Genomic DNA, 20034 nt, shown 5'->3' on the forward strand with positions numbered 1-20034 from the left:
TCGTTAAGAATTTCGTGGCGTTCGCGGCCGAGCGCAGAAGATTGCGAGGCCACAGGGGTGGTGCGTCTGCGGCTTCCATACGGAACGCATACGATCCTCTGCGTGTCCAAACTGACCGACCTGCCCAAACGGATTCTGATCGGACGGGCGCTGCGCAGCGACAAGCTGGGAGAAACGCTCCTCCCCAAGCGCATCGCTCTTCCCGTCTTCGCATCCGACCCGCTGTCCTCTGTGGCATACGCGCCTGGAGAAGTCCTCCTGGTGCTCTCCATCGCGGGCGTGTCGGCCTATCACTTCAGCCCCTGGATCGCGCTCGCCGTCGTGGTCCTGATGTTCACGGTCGTCGCTTCGTACCGGCAGAACGTGCACGCCTACCCGAGCGGTGGTGGTGACTACGAGGTCGCCACCACCAACCTCGGGCCCAAGGCCGGGCTGACCGTGGCCAGCGCACTGCTGGTCGACTACGTGCTGACCGTCGCCGTGTCCATCTCCTCAGGGGTGGAGAACCTCGGATCGGCGATCCCGTTCGTCGTCGAGCACAAGACGACCTGCGCGATCGTGGCCATCGTGCTTCTGACGCTGATGAATCTGCGCGGCGTCAAGGAGTCCGGCAAGCTCTTCGCCATCCCCACGTACCTCTTCGTGGCCGGCGTCTTCATCATGATCATCTGGGGTGCGTTCCGCGGGCTGGTCCTCGACGACTCCATGCACGCCCCGACCGCGGACTTCGAGATCAAGGCCGAGCACCAGGGCCTGGCCGGCTTCGCCCTCGTCTTCCTCCTGCTGCGTGCCTTCTCCTCCGGATGTGCGGCCCTGACGGGCGTCGAGGCGATCAGCAACGGCGTCCCGGCCTTCCGCAAGCCGAAGAGCAAGAACGCCGCGACGACGCTTGCGATGATGGGCCTGCTGGCTGTCACCATGTTCTGCGGCATCATCGGCCTGGCCATGGCCACCGATGTGAAGATGGCGGAGAACCCGGCCAAGGACCTGATCAGCGAGGGTGCCCCGGTCGGCTCCGGCTTCGTCCAGGACCCGGTGATCTCGCAGGTCGCGGCCGCCGTCTTCGGTGACGGTACGTTCTTCTTCATCGTGCTCGCCGCGGCCACCGCGCTCGTCCTCTTCCTGGCCGCGAACACCGCGTACAACGGCTTCCCGCTGCTCGGCTCGATCCTCGCCCAGGACCGCTACCTGCCCCGCCAGCTCCACACCCGCGGTGACCGGCTCGCCTTCTCGAACGGCATCGTGCTGCTGGCGGGCGCGGCGATCCTGCTGACCTGGATCTACGGAGCCGACTCGACCCGGCTCATCCAGCTCTACATCGTCGGTGTCTTCGTCTCCTTCACCCTCAGCCAGACCGGCATGGTCAGGCACTGGAACCGCCACCTGGCGACGGAGAAGGACCCGGCCAAGCGCCGTCACATGATCCGCTCCCGCGCGATCAACACCTTCGGCGCCTTCTTCACGGGCCTGGTGCTCGTCGTGGTGCTCGCGACCAAGTTCACCCACGGCGCCTGGGTCGCGCTGCTCGGCATGGTGATCTTCTACGGGACGATGACCGCGATCCGTAAGCACTACGACCGGGTCGCCGAGGAGATCGCCGCGGAGGAGACCCCGGCCGACGAGAGGATGCGGCCCTCCAGGGTCCATTCGATCGTCCTGGTCTCCAAGCTCCACCGGCCCACGCTGAGGGCGCTGGCCTACGCCAAGCTGATCCGCTCCGACCGTCTGGAGGCGCTCTCCATCAGCGTCGACCCGGCCGAGACGAAGGCGCTCAAGGAGGACTGGGAGCGGCGCGGCATCGACATCCCGCTGAAGATCCTCGACTCCCCGTACCGCGAGGTGACCCGCCCGGTCATCGACTACGTGAAGAGCCTGCGCCGGGAGAGCCCGCGCGACGTGGTGAGCGTGTACATCCCGGAGTACGTGGTCGGCCACTGGTACGAGCACCTCCTCCACAACCAGAGCGCCCTGCGCCTCAAGGGGCGGCTGCTGTTCACCCCGGGCGTGATGGTGACCTCCGTGCCGTACCAGCTGGAGTCCTCCGAGGCCGCGAAGAAGCGCGCCAGGAAGCGCGCCGAGTGGAACGCGCCGGGTTCGGTGCGCCGTGGACCTGTGGAGCGCAGGCCCAAGGAGCCCGCCAACAAGGGCTGACCGTGCCCGTGCCCGCGCGCTCGTGGTAAACGGCCGGACGACACCCACGTAGACTCGTGGGTTGTTGTCCGGCCGTTTTTCCCTTGATCTCTGGAGCCACCCCCTCATGCAGAACGAACCCACGTCGTCGCTGGTCGGGGAGGAGTACGAGGTCGAGGTCGGGCCCGTCGCACACGGCGGCCACTGCATCGCCCGTACGTCGGAGGGCCGGGTCCTCTTCGTACGGCACACGCTTCCCGGCGAGAAGATCGTCGCCCGGATCACCGAGGGCGAGAGCGACTCCCGCTTCCTGCGCGCCGACGCGGTACGGATCATCGATGCGTCCAAGGACCGCGTCGAGGCGCCCTGCCCGTACGCCGGCCCCGGCAAGTGCGGCGGTTGCGACTGGCAGCACGCCAAGCCCGGAGCCCAGCGCAGGCTCAAGGGTGAAGTGATCGCCGAACAGCTCCAGCGCCTCGCGGGCCTCACCCCCGAGGAGGCGGGCTGGGACGGCACCGTGATGCCGGCCGAGGGCGACAAGCTCCCGGCGGGCGAGGTTCCGGCCTGGCGCACCCGGGTCCAGTACGCCATCGACGAGGACGGCCATGTCGGACTGCGCAAGCACCGCTCGCACGACGTGGAGCCCATCGAGCGCTGCCTGATCGCCGCCCCCGGCGTCACGGAGCTCGGCATCGAGAAGCGGGAATGGCCCGGCATGGCCTCGGTGGAGGCCATCGCCGCCACCGGTTCCCACGACCGCCAGGTCATCCTCACCCCGAGGCCCGGCGGCCGGCTGCCCCTCGTCGAGCTCGACAAGCCCGTCTCGGTGATGCGCGTCGACGAGCGCGACGGCGGCGTCCACCGGGTGCACGGCCGCGCCTTCGTCCGCGAGCGCGCCGACGACCGCACCTACCGCGTCGGCTCCGGCGGCTTCTGGCAGGTCCACCCGCAGGCCGCCAACACCCTCGTCCGCGCCGTCATGCAGGGCCTGCTGCCCCGCAAGGGCGACACCGCCCTCGACCTCTACTGCGGCGTCGGCCTGTTCGCGGGCGCCATCGGCCAGCGCATCGGCGAGAAGGGCGCCGTCCTTGGCATCGAGTCCGGCAAGCGCGCCGTCGAGGATGCCCGGCACAACCTCAAGGACCTGGAGCGGGTCCGCATCGAACACGGCAAGGTCGACCAGATCCTGCCCCGCACCGGCATCACCGAGACCGACCTGATCGTCCTCGACCCGCCGCGCGCGGGCGCGGGAAAGCAGACGGTGAAGCACCTCGCCGGCCTCGGCGCCCGCCGCATCGCCTATGTGGCCTGCGACCCGGCGGCCCTCGCCCGCGACCTGGCGTACTTCCGCGAGGGCGGCTACCGGGTGCGGACGCTGCGGGCGTTCGATCTGTTTCCGATGACGCACCACGTTGAATGCGTCGCGATCCTCGAACCGGTCGCAAAGGCCGCCTGACCTGCAGGTTTGGGTGGTGTGCGTTATGTGCACTGTGGGCGTTACGGGCGATATCTTGACGCTGAAATGACGCTCTCAGAGGCATCTTGACGCTCATGTGACGCTCGTTCTGATGGGCCATCAGGCGCATTGCACCGCTGGTCAGGTGGCCTCCTGACTGTACGGGTGCGGCAAGGTGCTGAGAATTTCGTGGTGCTGAGCGGTCCCACTCAGCCACCTGCGCAGAGTGCCAGCAGGTTCTTCGTCTGCTGGTGGTAGACGGCGTCCACCGCTTCTGAAATGCGAAACGACTGGAAGTGCTAGGCGGGTCCGGGCGCCCGGACCACGCACGTCACGGTCGGCCTGGCGGACGGGACGGAGGCCGAGACCAACCAACTTTCCGCTGCCCAGCGGCCTGCGCTGGGGCGGGCCGTAGCTGGCGTGCTGGGAGCACCCTGCCGGGCGGCCGCCGCCGCGTCTGCGAAACGAAGGCCGAGCCCCGGTTACTCGGCCGGATCCGCCTTCGGCCGCAGCTGCTGCAGCTCCGTGATGGCCTTGGATCGCCGGTCGTCCGTCTTCTTGCCCGCGCGTCGCCGACCGATCTTCCGGTACTTCTCGACCTGCTCGGTGGAGGACCAGTCGTTGGTGATCTCTTTGATCTCCCCGGCCGAGTACCCGAGCCGGCCGAGGTCGGTGGGGACGCCGGCGCGCAGCCCATGCGACGTCACGTCGCCGGCCACGTCCAGCTTAACGAGCCGCGCCAGGCGCTTAACCGCCTCATTGACGGCGTGCGGCGTCATGCCCCACCCCATTTTGCTCACCGGCCCGATGGTGCCCCACTGGTCCACCCGACGCAGCAGCGGCAGATGCGGCGCGCGCTGGCCGTGCTCCTGCAGGGCGGTGATCCACCGTTGCAGCGCGGACACCGCTTTCGGGTCGTCGATCTCGTACTCGCGGCCGGCGTCGGTCTTGTCGTTCTTCGACGTCTGCTTGCGTACGACCGCCAGTTCGTCGCTGACGAACTCCACGCTGGCGATGCGGAACTTGGCCAGCTCCGAGCGGCGCCCGCGGCAGTAGTAGCCCAGGTAGCAGATGACCTCGTCGCGCAGCCCGCCCAGAGTGTCTGGGCACCCGTCGACCATCTGGATGAGGCGCTCCATGTCGATAGGCGGAGCCGACCGCGGGTTTCGGCCGCTCTCCGCCTGCTCGTGCCGGGCGTCAGCGTAGATCTTCAGGGCCTTCGCGGTGGGCGGCCACTTCTCGTGCCCGGCCCGGGCGTTCATGTCGACGATGGCCGCGATCGATAGCCGGATTGTGACGTGCCCGATCTGCTCCCGGCGGAGGTGGGAGACGTACGAGACGAGGTTCACCTCCGTGGTGCGCGGCCCCGGTTTGCGGCCGCGGGCGATGCACCAGCTCGCAAACGCCTTGAAGCGGCTGTCGTACGTCGTGCGGGTGTTTTGGCGCCCCGAGTTGGCCAGGTCCTCCTCGGCCTCCTCGGTGAGCACCTCGTTGATGTCCACCGCCACGTCCGGGAGCGCCCCGGCGTCCGGCAGCGCCGGCGTGAGGTCGGGCCGCTCCTCGACGAGTTCCGCATCGATGACGGTCGGGACCAGGTCGGTGTTGTTCACGCTGTCCTCTCCGTACCAGCAGGGTGATGACGCCACATACCGGAGGCGTACCGCAGTTGGGCGGAGTGAACTCCGGGAGCAGCGGCACACCGGCAACCGCTGCCGAAGCGCGTACCCTCCGCGCTCACGTACGGCTCCGCGCCGGGTGGTCCCTGAACTGTCCGTCGAGCCGGTCGGCCTGCTCGGTCAGGCGGTCGGAGAGCACCAGCAGGGTGCGCGCGTCGAGCTCGCCGCGCTGGCGGGCCTCCTTCTGTCACTGTTCGGCCATGCCGCGCAGCATCGCGGTGATGCCGTCGCCCGCCACGTACAGGCGTCCGGCGTCGTCGGTGCCGGCGTCCAGCAGGGCGAAGTAGTCGTGCGGCTGCGGCGCGCTCACTGTTGTTCCGCCTCTCGCATGCAGGAGGGGCAGCCGAGTTCGCTGCGGACCGGCTCGAAGCGCACACCGCACACCAGGCACGTCGGCTTGGTGGGCGAGACCTCGGCGCAGAAGAAGCACAGAGCGACTAGGCCGCCGCCCGCATCGTCGTACGCCGCAGTCATGACCCCGTGCATTACCGTGTCGCCCCCACAGCGGCCGCAGCGTTCCCCCAAACTCCCGCTCCCCGTCAGCACCTGCTCGTAGGCCGCGTTGGGCACGCGCCGTCCCAGCTCGAGCAAGGCGTGTACGGCGAGCGTGTAGGCCAGGGGCGGGTTGCTCCAGCAGAAGTGACAGCGCGGCCGGGGGCCGCCGATGACGAGGGCGAACTGGAAGCACTCGCCGCACCGTACGGTGTTCGCACGCACTGGCTCAAGCACAGCGCGCAGACGCTTCAACCGCTTCCTCGCGAAACTCTCAATCGATTCGAGCTTTCCGCGGATGGTAGTCATGTCGCCCTGTACGGCGACGAGTTCGTCCGGGGTGAGTGCCGGAAGCAGCTCCTCGTCGAGGAACCGGATAAGGAAGTCGAGCACCGCGGCGCTGCGCGCCTCCACCGATCCCACGGTCGCCGTGGGCCCGGTCAGCCCGTAGTGCTGCAGTGCGTTGCGGTGCTGCGCCAGCTGGGTCAGGATCCGTATGTCCTTGTCGTCGACGATCACGCCGGCGATGTCGCGCAGCCGCTGCAGCGTCTCCTGGGGGGTACAGCTGGTGAGCGTGCCGCCTTCAAGGGCCTGGCGGGTGGCCTGGCCCGGGTCCTTGAAGACCAACGACCAGTGCTCCAGCTGGAGTCGGGCCTTGAGTAGGACCTCGGCGCCGGCGGCGAGGTGCAGGATGGCGTACTTCAGCGCCCGCTCCGAGACCGGGTCGGGTGAGAGATGTTCGGTGGCGCTCAGCAGGTAGTCGAGGCCGTTGGCGATCGGCGGGAAGTGCACCTGTCCACCCGCGTCCGCGGAGACAAGTCCGGCAGGTCGCTGATCATAAACAGGTGGCGTGACAGCCCCGGCGGCCACCCCAACACGTGGCAGTCGCGCCACTCGGAGTACCATTTCTGCGAGGTTTTCCGGTCGGCGCCCCACAAGGTAGCTTTCTTGCGCGCGCTTCGGGATTACGGCGCCCGGCGTCGACGCTTCGAACAGTAACCCCCGCAGTGGCGCAGTCGTATAGGGCATCCGTGCAGAGAGGGCAGTGAAGAATGCGTGTGGTGGAGAGCTGGTCCCGCGTGATGAGTCTTCTTCGGGAGCACGCCCCGGCCGATCACGCGGATCTGCCCGGGCCAGCCACGGAACAGATGCTCGCGGCCGCCGAGGAGCGGATGGGGATCTCCTTTCCCCAGGACCTGCGGGCGTGGCTGCTTCTGAACAATCTGGATCTTCCTGAGGAAGATGTGGACGACGATGTCGCATGTTGCGGGTTCGCGGGGTTTCCGGACGAGGGGAGCTTCTTTCTGGGCATCCGCGCGATGGAGAAGCTCTACGCGAACCACCCCATGGCGGGATCGGGCGACTGGCACAGGGAGTGGATCCCGTTCCTGTCGGATCAGGACGGCTGGGCGGGCAAGTTCATCGACGTGCGCGACGGCCGTATCGGCAGATGGTTCGTGGGGGAGATCCCGGTCACGGGCGAGTATGCGTCGCTGGCCGACTACTTCGACTCCGTTGCGCAGATGCTGACGCGGGTCGGCGACGGCAGCCACCCGGTCTGCTCGGTCGTCGACGGACGCCTCGAGTGGAGCTGAGACGGTCGTGCGAAAAGGGCCCCCGGGAGTGTCCGGGGGCCCTTCTCATGCGGTGGTCATGGCGTGGTTACGGCGTGGGCGCCGTGAACCCGGCCAGGTCGACCCAGTAGTCGTCGTCCTCCATCAGCCGCTGTTCCTTGATGAAGTCGCCGAACGGCCGCATCGACTGGGTGTTCTGCCAGTTCGACATCGAGGACCGGCCACACGGCTCCTTCCACGTCGGCGCCGGGGCATCCGGCCGCAGATGGAGCGTCATGGTGCCGTCGGCGTTGCGCCGCAGATAGGTCTGCACACACTCCTTGCCGCTGTACGCGACGGGATTGGGGCCCGCGGAGTTTCCGGCGCTCTGGGCGGCATTGGCGAAGGCGAACTCGTCACAGCTCTTCGAGTCCGTCCGCGCCTCGCCCGCCTCCAGTGTCCACATGTCGCTGAAGTCACCCGTGCCGCTGTATGCCTTCCACTGCCTGCCGCAGATGAGCTGACGGTTGCGGTCCGACTGGATCTTTCCGGAGCCGTCGACGGACATCTTGTTGCCCAGGTAGGTCAGCGGCTTGCCGCTGCTGCGCTGACCCCACTTGATGTTGGTCTTGCGCCACATCATGTCGATGTGTGCCGCGGCCCCGGGGAACTTCTGCGAGTTCATGACATACGTCGGCTTATAGCCGGCGAACACACAGCCGCTACCCGCGCCGGAGACCTCGGAGTCGCAGCGGATGTCCAGCTTGGCACTCTCGAATTCGGACGGATTCACGACCTTGGTGCCGTTGACCTTGCCGCCGAGGGACAGGTACGGGGTGATCGTGTTCTTGGTGGTGCCGCTGGGCGCCCACTTGAACCGCGTGGTGACGGTCCGCAGGAGCGTGTCGCCCTTGGCGAAGGTCTTCGACCCGCTCCAGTCGACGCTGGTGATGTCGCAGTAGCCGCGGCACTTGGCCTCGTAGTCGAAGGTGGCGCTGTTCACCGTACCGTCCATCGACTTCAGCCGGATCGTGGTGACCTGCGAGAACTCGTCACTCTTGGGGTCGAGATAGTAGGTGGCGTAGACGTCGAAAGCCGCGCTTCCGGTCGGGACGGTGTTCGTGTACTCCGTCATCGCGTAGTCGCTGTGGATACAGGCGGTGGTGCGCTTGCGGCTGAGGGAGTGGACGACCATCGAGCATGACGCGGTGCTCGTGGCGGCCATCGCCATCGGCGCCGCCGCGGCGGTGTCCGCCGAGGATCCGCCGGCCGCGGAGAAGAGGCCGTCGGTGATGTCCTCGTCCGGCTCGACCGGCGCCGGATCCGGAGCGGTCGGGTTGGCCGTCATATTGCCGGTCAGCTTCAGACCCTGGTACGTGCCGGGCACGAACGCCACCGCGTCGAAGGCGATGTCCGCGTCTCCGGAGCCGCCGTTGAAGTTGTCGAGCCGCACCTCGGGGATCTGGTCACCGAACTCGTACGCCCCCAGGTCCACCCACTTGTTGGACTCGTTCGCCGTCTGCGAGATGGCCGCTTCCTCCTCCCCCTCCGGGGTCTGGATCCGGTAGACGGCGTTGGAGGTCTGCGCACCGTGGTCGGGGATGTGCGCGAAGATCTTCGCCTGGCGGGTGGTGTTGGTCAGCGGAGCGTTCAGCTTCCACGTGCCCGTGACCTTCAGACGCTCGGCGTTGGCCGGATAGGACTCCGGCGAGCGGGTGTGCGTGAACCAGAAGTGGTTGCCGTAGCCCGCGCCGATCTGGTGCGTGTCGATCTTCCCCGGATACGTCGTGACGGTGGTCGGGTTGTCCGTTCCGTCGTTGGTGAGATCCATCTGGGTGTCCCACGGGACATACGTGAAGTTGAACGTGCCGCTCGACTTCACCGCCCCGCAGCCCCGGCCGGCGCTGACTCCCGCCGGTGTGGTGCCGTCCGGCAGATCGTCGACCACCAGCGCGTTGGCAGGAAGGGTTCCGATGGAGCAGTTCGGCGGATACGAGGCGGCATCCGGCTGCTCGCCGTAGGACGTGGTGAAGCGGTGCACGCCGTTGCCGCACTCGGCGAGCCGCTCACAGTCCTTCCACTGGTCCTTGGTGACCTCCTCGTGCCACCAGCAGTGCAGCCAGTGCGGGTTGGTGTCGCTGTCACCCGAGTCCGCGGTGCAGGCGCCCATGCCCGGGTCGTTGGAGTCGTTGTCGCCGATCTTGGACGGGTCGCAGTAGTTCGACGCGTTGCAGAACAGGTCCACCGGCGGCTTGGCGTTGGAGCGGTCCTCATTGGTGGTCCACCACGCGGCGCGGTAACCGGCCTGGAAGTCACCGGGCGCGAACATCGCCGAGATCGGACGGGCCGCCCAGCCGATCACCTTCTCCTCGTACGGCCAGTCCTGCGGGTGCGCGGCGTGGCTGTAGTCGTCACCTGCCGGGTTGGTCGCGTTCTGCAGGAACGGGACCCGGTTGGCCTTCCACAGCGGGTTGGCCGGGTTGTTGGTCCAGCCGACGCCCCAGTGGCCCTGCGAGTCAGCGGTGTCGTAGAAGCCGGAGTTGTACGCCCACAGGGCGAAGAACCAGTTCTCGATCCACTTGGGGTGGCCGCCGTTGATCTTCATTCCGGCGTTGTAGGTCTGGTTCCACTTCTCCGACAGGATCCGCACACCGGCGGCGATGTTCGCCGTGTAGTCCAGCGCGACGGCCTCCTGCGCGAGGGTGGACAGCGCGGTCTCGCCCGGCTTGGTCTTGCCTGCCAGGCGCATACCGTCGGTGGCCTGGGTGATGCCGTAACCGCAGTCGGCGTCCGCCCAGTTGATCCGCCAGGGGTCGAGCTGCTCGCCGTCGGCGGCGTAGTCGACGCCGTAGTAGTTGCCGATCAGCGAGTTGGCGGTGACACCGGGCACTGCGAAGCGGGTGGCCTGCCACATGTTGGATTCCTGCGCGGTGATGCCGAGCATCACCTGCGCGGGAATGTGCCACTTGTCGGTGACATCGGGGTCCTCGTTGTCGAGGGTGCCGTTGGGGTCACCGGCGAGCACGGTCGGCGGAAAGAGGCCCTGGGGCTGGTAGCCACCGGTCCCGGTATTCTTCCAGTTCGGCTCGCGGTAGAAGTTCAGCTCGCCTACGACGGCCTGGTCCACGGCCCACTCGACCTGGCGCGGGGTGGGCTGGAACGCCTGCTTCTGCACATCGTTACGGGCCACCGCGCAGTAGCGTTCCCCGCTGCCTTCGCTGGGGTTGTCGGCCTGTGCGGTGAGGGCCTGGGTGCTGACGGTCTGCGTGGACAGGCCGTCATCCGCCGTATCGCCCTTGCTCGTCTTGTTGGGGCCAGATTCGACCGGGCCGCCCTTGGGTAGCGCGGGGGACAAGGCGCGTCCCTGTGTCTCGTCGCCGACGCGGTTGGCGCCGGGCCGCAGGTCGAGGGTCACGGACTTGCCCGAATCCAGCATGCGCAAGGAGGTGCGCGCGGGGCGGGGCTTGGCGGCGTCCTCCGGGTTGACCAGAGTGGTCTTCCCGTCCGACCACGTGGTGGTCAGGGTTGCCCGGGCGTGGCTGGAGATCGCTGCACCCTTGGGGAGCTTGCCCGGGTTGTGCACGTGCTTGGGCAGTGTCTTGGAGGCGGCGTCACCGGTGACGAACACCTCGCCGCGCGCCGAGCGAGCCAGGTCCCAGGCTTCGAGCTTGCCGGCGGCGACCGTGACGGGCTCGGACTCCTTGCCCTTCTCGACCTTGGCACGGTCGAGGTGCTTGGCCCAGCTGACCGGCTTCTTGGACGCCTTCTTGTCCAGCTCACGGTCGATGAAGGTGATGCCGCCGTCGGCATCGGCGGTGATCTCGAACGGCACCGTCGTCGTGGACGCCAGGGTCTTCTCGACCGTGCCGTTGATCCGTACAAGCTTGTTGCCGTGCGCGGCGACGATGCCGTCGGCCGTGGGGATGGCCGAGGTGACCTGGCCGGCGAGAGTGACCGGATTGGATTCCTTGCCGGTGGCCGCGTCGACGGTGATCAGGTGGGTCTGCTGCTTCTCGTCCCCGTCATGCGTGAGTTGGGTGAACACCGCCTGATCGCCCTGGCCGCAGCCCGGCGAGAAGTAGGCGAGCGACGACTGGAACGGCAGCTTGGTGACCTTGCCCGACTGAAGATCTACCACCGCGGTGAAGGCGCCGCGCACCATCAGCTCGGGCTTGTTGGTGAACATACGCGGCGCGTACGCGACGGCAGCGTACTTGCCGGACTCGGTGACGCAGTGGTTGCCGATCCAGGTGTCCGAGGCGAAACCGTCCTCGAACAGGCTGGCTATTGTGCGCAGTTGATAGCCGTCCTTCTCCTTGCCCGCAAGGAGGTGGAAGCCGGTGCCGTCACCGGTCGCGGTGACAGCGGTGTCGGCGGACTCCTTGTAGTCCTCGCCGAGCAGGCCGGCGCGGTCCTTCGCGGGGATCGCGGAAGGCTTCAGGGAGAGCTTCTGCTGCTTCTGAGCGGCATCGTTCCACCCCTGCGCCGCGCCCTTGGGCGGCTGTGGTTCCTCGGCCTGCGCGGGCAGGCTCAGCGGTATCGCCAGCGCGGTGGTCACCGCGAGGGTCACCGGCACGCGCAGGCGGATACGTCTTTTTCTCAACTTGGTTCCTTCTCTGGTTACTTGACAGCTTTGGCGGCCGCAAGGACCTCGCCCATACGCTTCTTGACGGCGGCGAGCTGGTCCTTGTTCTCCTCGATCAGCCGCTTCTGGACCGCCGACTCCTCCTTGGACCAGACCTCGATCAGACGGGTCCGGTCCTTGCAGTCGATGTCGTCCAGCGCGAGCTCGATCGCGTCTTTGGTGGTGCCGTCGCCGTTGGCGTAGCCCTGCTCCATGGCCCGATACGGGTCGACGGCGGACCGGCCCCGCTTCTTCATGCAGGCCGACCAGTCCTTGATGGCCTTCTCGACCGGCTTGCGCGGCCGGGACTCGGAGAGGCTTGTCGAGGCGAGCTGCGCGACAAAGCCCGCATCCAGCTCGTTCAGCTTGAGCTGCTGCTTCGACCAGCCGGCGCAGCCGCCCTTGTGCAGCTTCTTGCCCTGGTACTCGGCGCGGGCGGGCTTGGCGTCCGCACTGGTGAAGTACGGGCCGTCGCCTTCGGCGCCCTCGGGTGCGCTCAGGTCGGGCTTCGTGTGCCCGGTCAGCACCTCCACCTCGATGCCCGAAAGCCCCTCTTCGACAGGTTCGAGGCTCCGGGTCAGCTCCTTCGGCAGCCCGTAGCCGTACTTCTGCGCCTGAGTGCGGTCGGTGATGCCGTAACGGCGCTCGATCGAGATGGCGTTGCTGTGAGGCGGCGGGTTCGCACCGGGGCGCGGCAGGTCGACGGTGAGCCCGTACTCCGCCATGCACCGCGCCTGGAGGGTGCGCAGCGCGGTATCGACGGTGACCTGATCCGCGTACGAGGACATATATGCCTCAAGCGGCAGCTCCAAGCCCTTGACCAGTCCGGAAGCAGGGATCTCCGCGGGCCAGTTGCTCCGGTCGACCGGGGTGTGGTCCTTCGCCGAGCCGGAGGCCGATCCGGACGACGAGCATGCACCGAGAGATATTGCCGCGAGCATGACAGCTGCGGCGGTGGTCGTTCGCTTGAGGACGTGCACGGGTTTTCCTTGTCTACATAAAGTGCTGGGGGAGAATGTTGTCGTTGTTTAGCCGGTCAGCGGGCGTCGAGGATGGCCCGGGTGATGTCACCGGCGCTCGCAACACCACGGCCGTTGTCTGTTGCCACGGCGGCGACGGCGAGGTCACCGCTGAATGCGGTGAACCATGCGTGCGCTGCCCGCCCCGTGCCCTGCTCCGCGATGCCGGCCATGGAGCTGAATGTTCTGCTGATGCCGGTCATGGTTTGAGCACCAGTGCCGTGGGATGCGTTGCGGCGCATCATGTCGCGCAGTTGTTGGGCGATCGGGCCGGACAGGGAGCGTTCCGTCTGTGCCCGGTCTGTTCCGATCATGCTCGCATCCACGAACTGGGGCTGTTTGAATGTTCCGTTCTTCACCGTCGCGGTGACTGATGCGAGATTGAGGACGTTGAGTCGGACCTCGCCGCGGCCGATGGCGGCGGCGGCCTTGTCTACCCCCGTGAGTTCGGGCACGGCTCCGTCGGCTGTTGTGACCCCCGTCTGCCAGTTGAGTCCCAGGCCAAAGACGTCCTTGGCTTCGTCGGCCAGTGCTGCGGGGGAGAGCTTGTCGGCCAGGTCCACGAAGCCGGTGTCGCAGGAGGTCGCGAAGACGTCAGCGAAGGTCCCTCCGCCCGCTGCTGCCGCCGGCTTAGGGTTGGTGAATGTCGTTCCGGATACGGATGTCTGGCCAGGGCAGTCGACGCGCGTGGTTGGTGTCACTGCACCCTGTTCCAGCAGGGCCGCTGCCGTAACGATCTCGAACACGGAACCTGGTGCTTCGACGCCTTCGAGCGCGGGGTTCATGTCTGACGTGATGGGACTGGCGACCGCCAGTACCTCTCCCGTGCTGGGCCGGATGGCGATGGCGGATGCGCGGGTGTCACCCGCGACCGCGGCCTCGGCAGCGCGCTGGAGAGCAGGGTCGATCGTTGTGCGGATGGTGGCGGGTTTGCCTGTGACCAAGTGCGCTACGGTCTCGCTGTCTCTGCCGCCTTTACCAAACAGGGGGGCGAGTCTGACCTGAAGGGACGCCGTTCCCGCTTTCAAGGCGTATCGCTCGCTGAGCTGGCGGATGACCCCGGAGAGCAGGGACTCGTCCTGTGTATCGAGTGCTGTGCCGTCCCGGCCGACGACAGGGGTGGCGGGAGCGGCGACGACTGTCTCCAGCGTCTGGCTGTCACGGCCGGACAGCTTTGGGTGCACGATGGCCGGATCCCACACTATGCGTTCGCCGTTGCCTTCGTCGCTGCTGACGTCGAGCTCTGAGCGGTAGGACCAGGTGGCCGTGGTGGACTCGTTGCTGATGCGTGCCTTCACCACGAAGGGAACGTGGCTGCCGTCGACTTTTTCGGGGGTGAAGTCCACAGACGTGACGTGTGTGCGGTTCTTGTACGCCTTCAGGGCTATCAGCGCGGACTGTGGATCCGTGGTGAGACGTGACGCCTTGTCCAGATCACCGTCTGCCCAGGCAGCGAAGAACTCCTCGGCCGCCTCGGGCACGTCCTCGTCGGCGATGAGCAAAGCCATGCCGTAGCCGCTGGCGCCGATGAGCGCGGTAACTGTGAGGCTGAATGCGGCGATCCGGGCACTAAGGCGCATGTGTGCTCCTGAGGTGATGTCCGAAGCTGAGCTCGGGAGTGGGGGGTGTCATCGGCGCAGGGCCTCGACGGGTTGGATTCGGCTGGCGCGCCAGGCGGGGTAGAGGCCGGCGATCAGTCCGGTGGCCAGGCCGATGCCGGGGGCGGTGGGGGCGACTTCGGGGTGGATGACGGGAGTCCAGTCACGAGCCAGGGCCACGCCGACGACGGTGAGGATTCCCAGGGAGGTGCCCACGAGACCTCCGAGCGCGCCGAGTGCCCCGGATTCGGTGAGGAACTGGGCGGTGATGTGCCGTCCGCGTGCGCCCAGGGCACGGCGGAGGCCGATTTCGCCGGTGCGTTCCAGAACGGCGACGAGCGTGGTGTTGGCGATGCCGACGGTGCCGATGAACAAGCAGATCGCGGCCAGCAGGAGGAACAGCTGGTCCAGGTCGCCGCCGACCTCGGTACGCAGCGCCCTGGGGTCGGGCGGGGGGACGGCTTTGAAGTACTCGGGGTGGGCAGGGTCCAGGGCGAGAGGGGCTTCGGTGGCGACCTGTTTCGCCGCGCCCAGTTCGGTGACGATGAGCATCTTCGCCGAGCTCCTGGGGGCGCCCCAGACCTGCTGCGCGGTGGAGCGGGGGACGACGACGGACAGCAGCAGGTCGGCGCGGCGCTCGACGTCGTCGACGATGCCGACGACGGTGAACGCCTCGTTGCCGATGAAGACGGCGGGCTGGGTCTCCAGGGTGGTGATACCGAGACGGGTGGCGATGCCGGCACCGATGACAGCGACCCGCTGTTTGGTGCGGTCGTGCCAGGCGTCGTAGATGCGTCCCTGGGCGAGTGTGGGTTGCGCGGCCCGCAGCACGCCTGAGTCGGCGGCCACGACTTGCGCCTGGCTGCCGCCGCGGGTTCCGCCCACGGGTGCGGAGTGCACCTGTTGGTCGGAGTTGAGGTCGGCGGACCAGTAGGCGCCGGCGTGGTAGCGCTCACGGCTGAGGCAGGTGTCTCCCATTCACTCCCCGCATTCCTCCGCCGTCTCATCGCTCACCGCCGCCCCCTTTGCGGAGAACGCGACCCGGAACTGATGGCAGCGTGTCACTTCCCCGCCTCCGACGGCGGACGCATGCGTCCCGCGTATCAAGGCCTTGACCGTCACCGTGTCCGCAGTGCGGACCGTGTCCCGCACGGATGCCTGGGACAGTCGTAGCGCCTCCTGGATCTCCTCGTCCGTCAGGGTTCCGTCTGCCGCCGCCGAGCGCAGCCGGTCGCGCGCGTGAGCGACGGAGGCATGGAGCTGGTCGAGGGCTTGTCGGTCGGCCCTCGCCCGCTGGAAGGCGATGGTGCCGACGAACACGCCGAGCAAGCAAAGCGCGGCGACCAATACGGCAAGGCACCCCGAGGACAGGAGACGGGGTTGCCGCCTTCTGCCCTCGAGGGCATCACGTCCGTAACTCACTGGTGACTCACCGGTAGCTCGCTAACTCCCCTTGTAACCGACGGAGTCGAGTGTGTCACGCATGACCGCGGCGTACCCGGTCGTACCCGACGGCTTCGGGTGGAAGGACTCACGGCTCAGGCAGGTGTTTACCCACCAGCAGATCGTGCTCACGTCGTCGCCCGAGTGGAAGTCTCCCTCGCCTTCGGGGCCCGCCACGATGCCGTTGATCCACTCATCGCTGTCGCAGAGACCATGCCCCTCGAACTTCGCGATAGGGTCGGCATACGCCACCTTGACGCCTGCCTTCTTGAGGTCTGCGACCATGGCTGCCTGTTTGTCACGGAGGTAGTCGGCAAGCTCGTTCAGTACGGAGACCACGGCGCCGTTGCAGCTCTCGTCCGCGACGATGCTTGGGTAACCCATGAGGACGATCTGCGCATTCTCGGCGTAACCAGGATCGTCGATCTTGTTGATGATCGCCCTGGTCTTGTCAACCGCTGTGTCGATCCGGGCCGTGTAGTCGCTTGTCTCGCAGATGCCGATGACGTAGCAGGCCAAGACCGCGTCCTGGAAGGCGTTGCCGTCGTTGCCGCCGATGGTCAGAGTCACCAGTGTTGTGTCCGGTGTCAGGACGCCCGACTCGACCTGCGACATCTCGTGGAACTGCCCCTCACCACTGGCGTAGTTGTTCCTGTCGCCCCAGGAAAAGGGCACCCCGTCTCCGATCACGTTCCACGTCTTCGCGCCGGAGCAGGCCACGAAGCCAAGTTCCGCGGTGCTGGACCAGCTGTCGGAGAGATCGCCGAGCGGCGTGCTGGTGCCGGGCAGGACGAGCTTGCGCGGCCAGGACTCGGTGAGGCTCCGCCGACAGGCGTTCCAGCGGGCCGTGCCATGGGAGGTGTCGGACTCAGGAGAGTAGTTGTCGGTGCCCTCACCCGAGGAGTACGAGTCGCCGAGCGCCGCGACGATGTGCTGGGGCTTGGCGGACAGCGGCTGGAAGGCGACGGCGTCCCAGGCGATGTCCTCGTCGGCGGTGCCGTCAGCGGTGGTGTTCGACAGTTCCACGCTGGGGGTTCCGGTGAAGTGGTAGACGCCGAGGTCCACCCAGGTGTTTTCGCTGTAGTGGGTGTTGATGTAGCGGTCGCGGTCGCCGCCCGCGACCCCCTTGATTATGTAGTGGGCCTGCTGGGTGTGGGCTCCGGTGTCCGGCATGTGCGCGAAGACACGGGTCCATTGGTTCAGGCTCTGACCGAGGGTCCAGGTGCCGTCGATGGTCATTCGGCCGCCGGTGCCGCCGAGGTGAGAGGAGTCGCGGGTGTGGGTGTACCAGAAGTGGCCGCCGTAGCCGCCGCCGATCTGATGCAGATCGCCCTTGGCCTCGTACTCGTTGTCGGCGTCGGAGTAGAAGGAGAACTGGAAGCTGCCGTCCGAGACGACCGCGCCGCAGTCGCTCCAGGTGGCCTCTCCGGCCGCGATCGCCTCGACGACCAGCGCGCCGGACGGCAGCCCGGTGGTGGAGCACTCGGGGTCGCCGTACTGGAGGCGGTAGCCGCGGCCTGGTTCAGCGATCAGGGTCTGGTACTTGATGTTCTCGTTGCCGCAGTCGTTGGGGCAGTTGGATTTCCAGGTCACGTTCGACCCGCGGTACCAGTACTGCTTGTAGCAGTCCTCGTCGGGGCAGTCCGGCGGGTTGTCGGCGTCGCATCCGTTGGTGGAGTTACAGAACGCGTCCAGCGGCGGCTTGACGAGGCTGCGCTGGCCCTCGGTGACCCACCAGGCCGGGCGGAAGCCGGCCGAGGAGAAGCCGCTCTCGCCCGGCCAGTCCTGGCGTCCGGAGGTGGCGTAGGAGTAGCCAGCGTCGATGGACCAGGCGGCCCAGCCCATCACCTTCTCCTCGTACGGCCAGTCCTGCGGATGCGCCGCGTCACGGTTGGCGTCCGGGTCGAGCGAGGTGTCCAGGAAAGCCAGCCGGGAGGGCGGGTAGAGGGGGTTGGCCGGGTTGTTGTACCAGCCCAGGCCCCACGGCTTGCCGTCACCATTGTTCGGGTTGAAGCCCAGGTTGTAGTTCCACAGCGCGGCGAACCAGTTCTCCGGCTTGGACACGTCGTCGTCGTTGACGGTGATGGTCTGGCCCGGAGAATGGATCTCGTTCCACTTGTCCGCGAGGATGTACATGGAAGCGGCGATGTTGACCGTGTAGTCGAGGGCGACGGCCCGCTGCACGTTCGGGTCCAGAGCGGTTTCGCCGTCCTTCTCGTGTCCGGCCATGCGCATGCCGTCGGTGACCTGGCCGACCCCGTAGCCGCAGTCGGATTCGTCCCAGTTGATCTTCCAGTACTCGTCAGAGGTGTCGCCCGTGTGGCCGTAGAAACCGGCCACGGCCGCGAGCGGGTTGCCCATCTGGCCCGGTACCGCGCCCGACTCCGCCTGCCACAGGTTCGACTCCTGGGCGAGCACACCCAGCATGACCTGGGCCGGGATGCGTCCGTATCCCTCGAGCTCAGGCATCGGGAACAACCCCTGCGGGTCGATCGTGCCGAGACCGGCCTGAGCGCGCCAGCCACCCTGCGAAATGTAGCCGGACTTCAGCTCACCGCGGACGGCCATGTCCACGGCCCACTCGACCTGGTTCGGCGTCGGCTGGAGCGCCATGCTGTCCACGTCGTTGCGGGGTACGGAACACCAGCGGTCGGTGTCGACCGGGTTGGTGGACACACTGGCGGCCACCGCGGTGCGCGTCAGCTGGGTATGCGTCCCGCCGTCGCTGTCGGCACCGGTGAGGGCGGGCGAGAGAGTGTCGCTGCCGGATCCGCTGTCCTGCCCCGGCACGGACTGCGTGATCGTCTCCCCGGTCGTGGTCGCCGTGGCCGTCAGCGTCAGCGGCTCCTCGTCACCCGTCTGGGGCGGCTGCGCACTGCCGTCCTGCGGCGCCGGCTCCGACGTCGTGAAGCCCTTCCCGCCGCCCTTGATCCGCTCCAGACCGGCGCGGACTCCGGGCGAGATGACGGGGTCGACGGCCAATCGGCCGTGGCTGGAGACATCGGCGTCGGCCGGCGCGTCCAGGCGCGTCACGCCGGTTCCCCCGGTGTCCGGCGTGCCGGTGGGGTTACCGGTGAGGAACACCCGTCCGGTGCCGCCCTGCTTGAGGGCGAGGTCGTCGAGCTTGCCCGAGGCGAAGGTTGACGGACGGCCCTGTCCTCGCCACAGCTTGGCGTGTGCCGTGTCGTCGTTCTCGCGGTCGAGGAAGGCGACCTGGTCCTTGTCCGCCACCCGGATGTCGAACGGCACGTTCTCCGTGTCGGCCAGGTTCTTGACCTTCCCCGACCGGCCGATGTGCACCAGGTGGCTGCCGCGCGCGGCCACCGTGCCGTCTGTGACCGGGACGGCTGAGGTGACCTGTCCGTCGGCGACCGTGTCGGCCACGGTGTCACCGGAGGTGTTGACGGTGACGATACGGCTCTTGTCGTCCCGGAAGGAGGTGAAGGCGGCCGTGTGCGTGTCCGGGTTGCAGGACGGGGCGAAGTAGGCCAGGGAAGCCGTGAACGGCAGCTTCGTCACCTGCCCCGTCTTCAGGTCGACGACGGCAGTGAACGCGCCGCCCAGCACCAGGTCCTGATGGTTGGTGAAGGTGCGCGGGGCGTAGGCGACCGCGACGTGCGAGCGGTCCATCGCGCACGTGTTGCCGATCCATGTGTCCGCTGGCATGCCCGGTTCGGCGAGGACGGCGGCGGTCTTCCACGTGTACGCGTCGGGGCTGTCCGCGGTGAGGATGTGCAGGCCGTCGGTGTCGGCCGCGGAGGTGACGGCCCGGTCCGGCGAGGCCTTCCAGCCCTTGCCGAGCTTCTTGCCCGGATCCTCGACCTGGCCCGAAGGCGTCGGCATGGCCTGTTCGTCGGCGCGGCCGGGCTCGGGTGCCGCGGTCGCGGGGCCGGCGGCTTGCAGGAGGCCGCCGGTGAGCGCGGCACACGCCGCCGCGGCGGCCCATCCTCGTCTGTATCGGCTTCTTCGTCTCAAGGGTTCTCCAAGATCCGGAAGAGCAGTTGATGGGACGGACTCGATCGATATCCAGGCCCATACTTCGC

11 protein-coding genes and 2 pseudogenes are annotated in these 20034 nt (G+C 67.6%); 4 read left to right on the plus strand and 9 right to left on the minus strand.

All coding sequences use genetic code 11. The features are described 5' to 3' along the window. Positions 1-102 precede the first annotated feature (102 nt). The gene (locus tag OG507_RS30440; protein ID WP_327370321.1) at positions 103-2151 is read left to right on the plus strand and encodes an APC family permease; all 2049 of its coding nucleotides are present in this window, start codon (positions 103-105) and stop codon (positions 2149-2151) included. Positions 2152-2257: 106 nt separating this feature from the next. Continuing rightward, on the plus strand, positions 2258-3586 hold the full coding sequence (locus OG507_RS30445) for a class I SAM-dependent RNA methyltransferase (RefSeq protein ID WP_327370322.1): 1329 nt from the start codon (positions 2258-2260) through the stop codon (positions 3584-3586). Between the two features lie 482 nt (positions 3587-4068). On the opposite strand, the gene OG507_RS30450 is transcribed toward OG507_RS30445, so the two are convergent. From OG507_RS30450 to OG507_RS30460, 3 genes are all read right to left on the minus strand, one after another. Continuing rightward, entirely contained in the window at positions 4069-5196 is a 1128-nt protein-coding gene (locus tag OG507_RS30450; protein ID WP_327370323.1) for a tyrosine-type recombinase/integrase, read from the minus strand. Positions 5197-5449: 253 nt separating this feature from the next. Further along, on the minus strand, positions 5450-5572 hold the full coding sequence (locus OG507_RS30455; RefSeq protein WP_327370324.1) for a hypothetical protein: 123 nt from the start codon (positions 5570-5572) through the stop codon (positions 5450-5452). Next, entirely contained in the window at positions 5569-6546 is a 978-nt protein-coding gene (locus OG507_RS30460; protein ID WP_327370325.1) for a hypothetical protein, read from the minus strand. The genes OG507_RS30455 and OG507_RS30460 overlap by 4 nt, the downstream gene beginning before the upstream one ends. Before the next feature lie 87 nt (positions 6547-6633). On the opposite strand from OG507_RS30460, the pseudogene OG507_RS30465 reads away from it, so the two are divergent. Beyond that, positions 6634-6753: pseudogene (locus tag OG507_RS30465) on the plus strand (isoprenyl transferase); the annotation flags it as partial. A gap of 53 nt (positions 6754-6806) precedes the next feature. Next, complete coding sequence (locus OG507_RS30470; protein WP_327370326.1) at positions 6807-7349, plus strand: SMI1/KNR4 family protein; 543 nt, start codon at positions 6807-6809, stop codon at positions 7347-7349. Positions 7350-7416: 67 nt separating this feature from the next. Here the strand turns inward: OG507_RS30470 and OG507_RS30475 are convergent, their stop codons facing one another. The 6 genes and pseudogenes from OG507_RS30475 to OG507_RS30500 all read right to left on the minus strand — a co-directional run bounded on the left by OG507_RS30475 (position 7417) and on the right by OG507_RS30500 (position 19966). Further along, positions 7417-11910: a hypothetical protein gene (locus OG507_RS30475; protein WP_327370327.1), complete on the minus strand. Its 4494-nt coding sequence runs from the start codon at positions 11908-11910 to the stop codon at positions 7417-7419. Between the two features lie 17 nt (positions 11911-11927). Then, on the minus strand, positions 11928-12911 hold the full coding sequence (locus OG507_RS30480; RefSeq protein ID WP_327370328.1) for a hypothetical protein: 984 nt from the start codon (positions 12909-12911) through the stop codon (positions 11928-11930). A gap of 56 nt (positions 12912-12967) precedes the next feature. Continuing rightward, positions 12968-14530, minus strand: a complete 1563-nt coding sequence (locus OG507_RS30485; RefSeq protein ID WP_327370329.1) for a penicillin-binding transpeptidase domain-containing protein — start codon at positions 14528-14530, stop codon at positions 12968-12970. A gap of 48 nt (positions 14531-14578) precedes the next feature. Then, positions 14579-15493: pseudogene (locus OG507_RS30490) on the minus strand (ABC transporter permease); the annotation flags it as partial. A gap of 33 nt (positions 15494-15526) precedes the next feature. After that, a complete protein-coding gene (locus OG507_RS30495; RefSeq protein ID WP_327370330.1) occupies positions 15527-15868 on the minus strand; it encodes a hypothetical protein in 342 nt (113 codons plus the stop codon). A 123-nt stretch (positions 15869-15991) separates the two neighbouring features. Continuing rightward, the gene (locus tag OG507_RS30500; protein WP_327370331.1) at positions 15992-19966 is read right to left on the minus strand and encodes an SGNH/GDSL hydrolase family protein; all 3975 of its coding nucleotides are present in this window, start codon (positions 19964-19966) and stop codon (positions 15992-15994) included. Positions 19967-20034 lie beyond the last annotated feature (68 nt).

The organism is Streptomyces sp. NBC_01217, assembly GCF_035994185.1.
Lineage (GTDB): Bacteria > Actinomycetota > Actinomycetes > Streptomycetales > Streptomycetaceae > Streptomyces.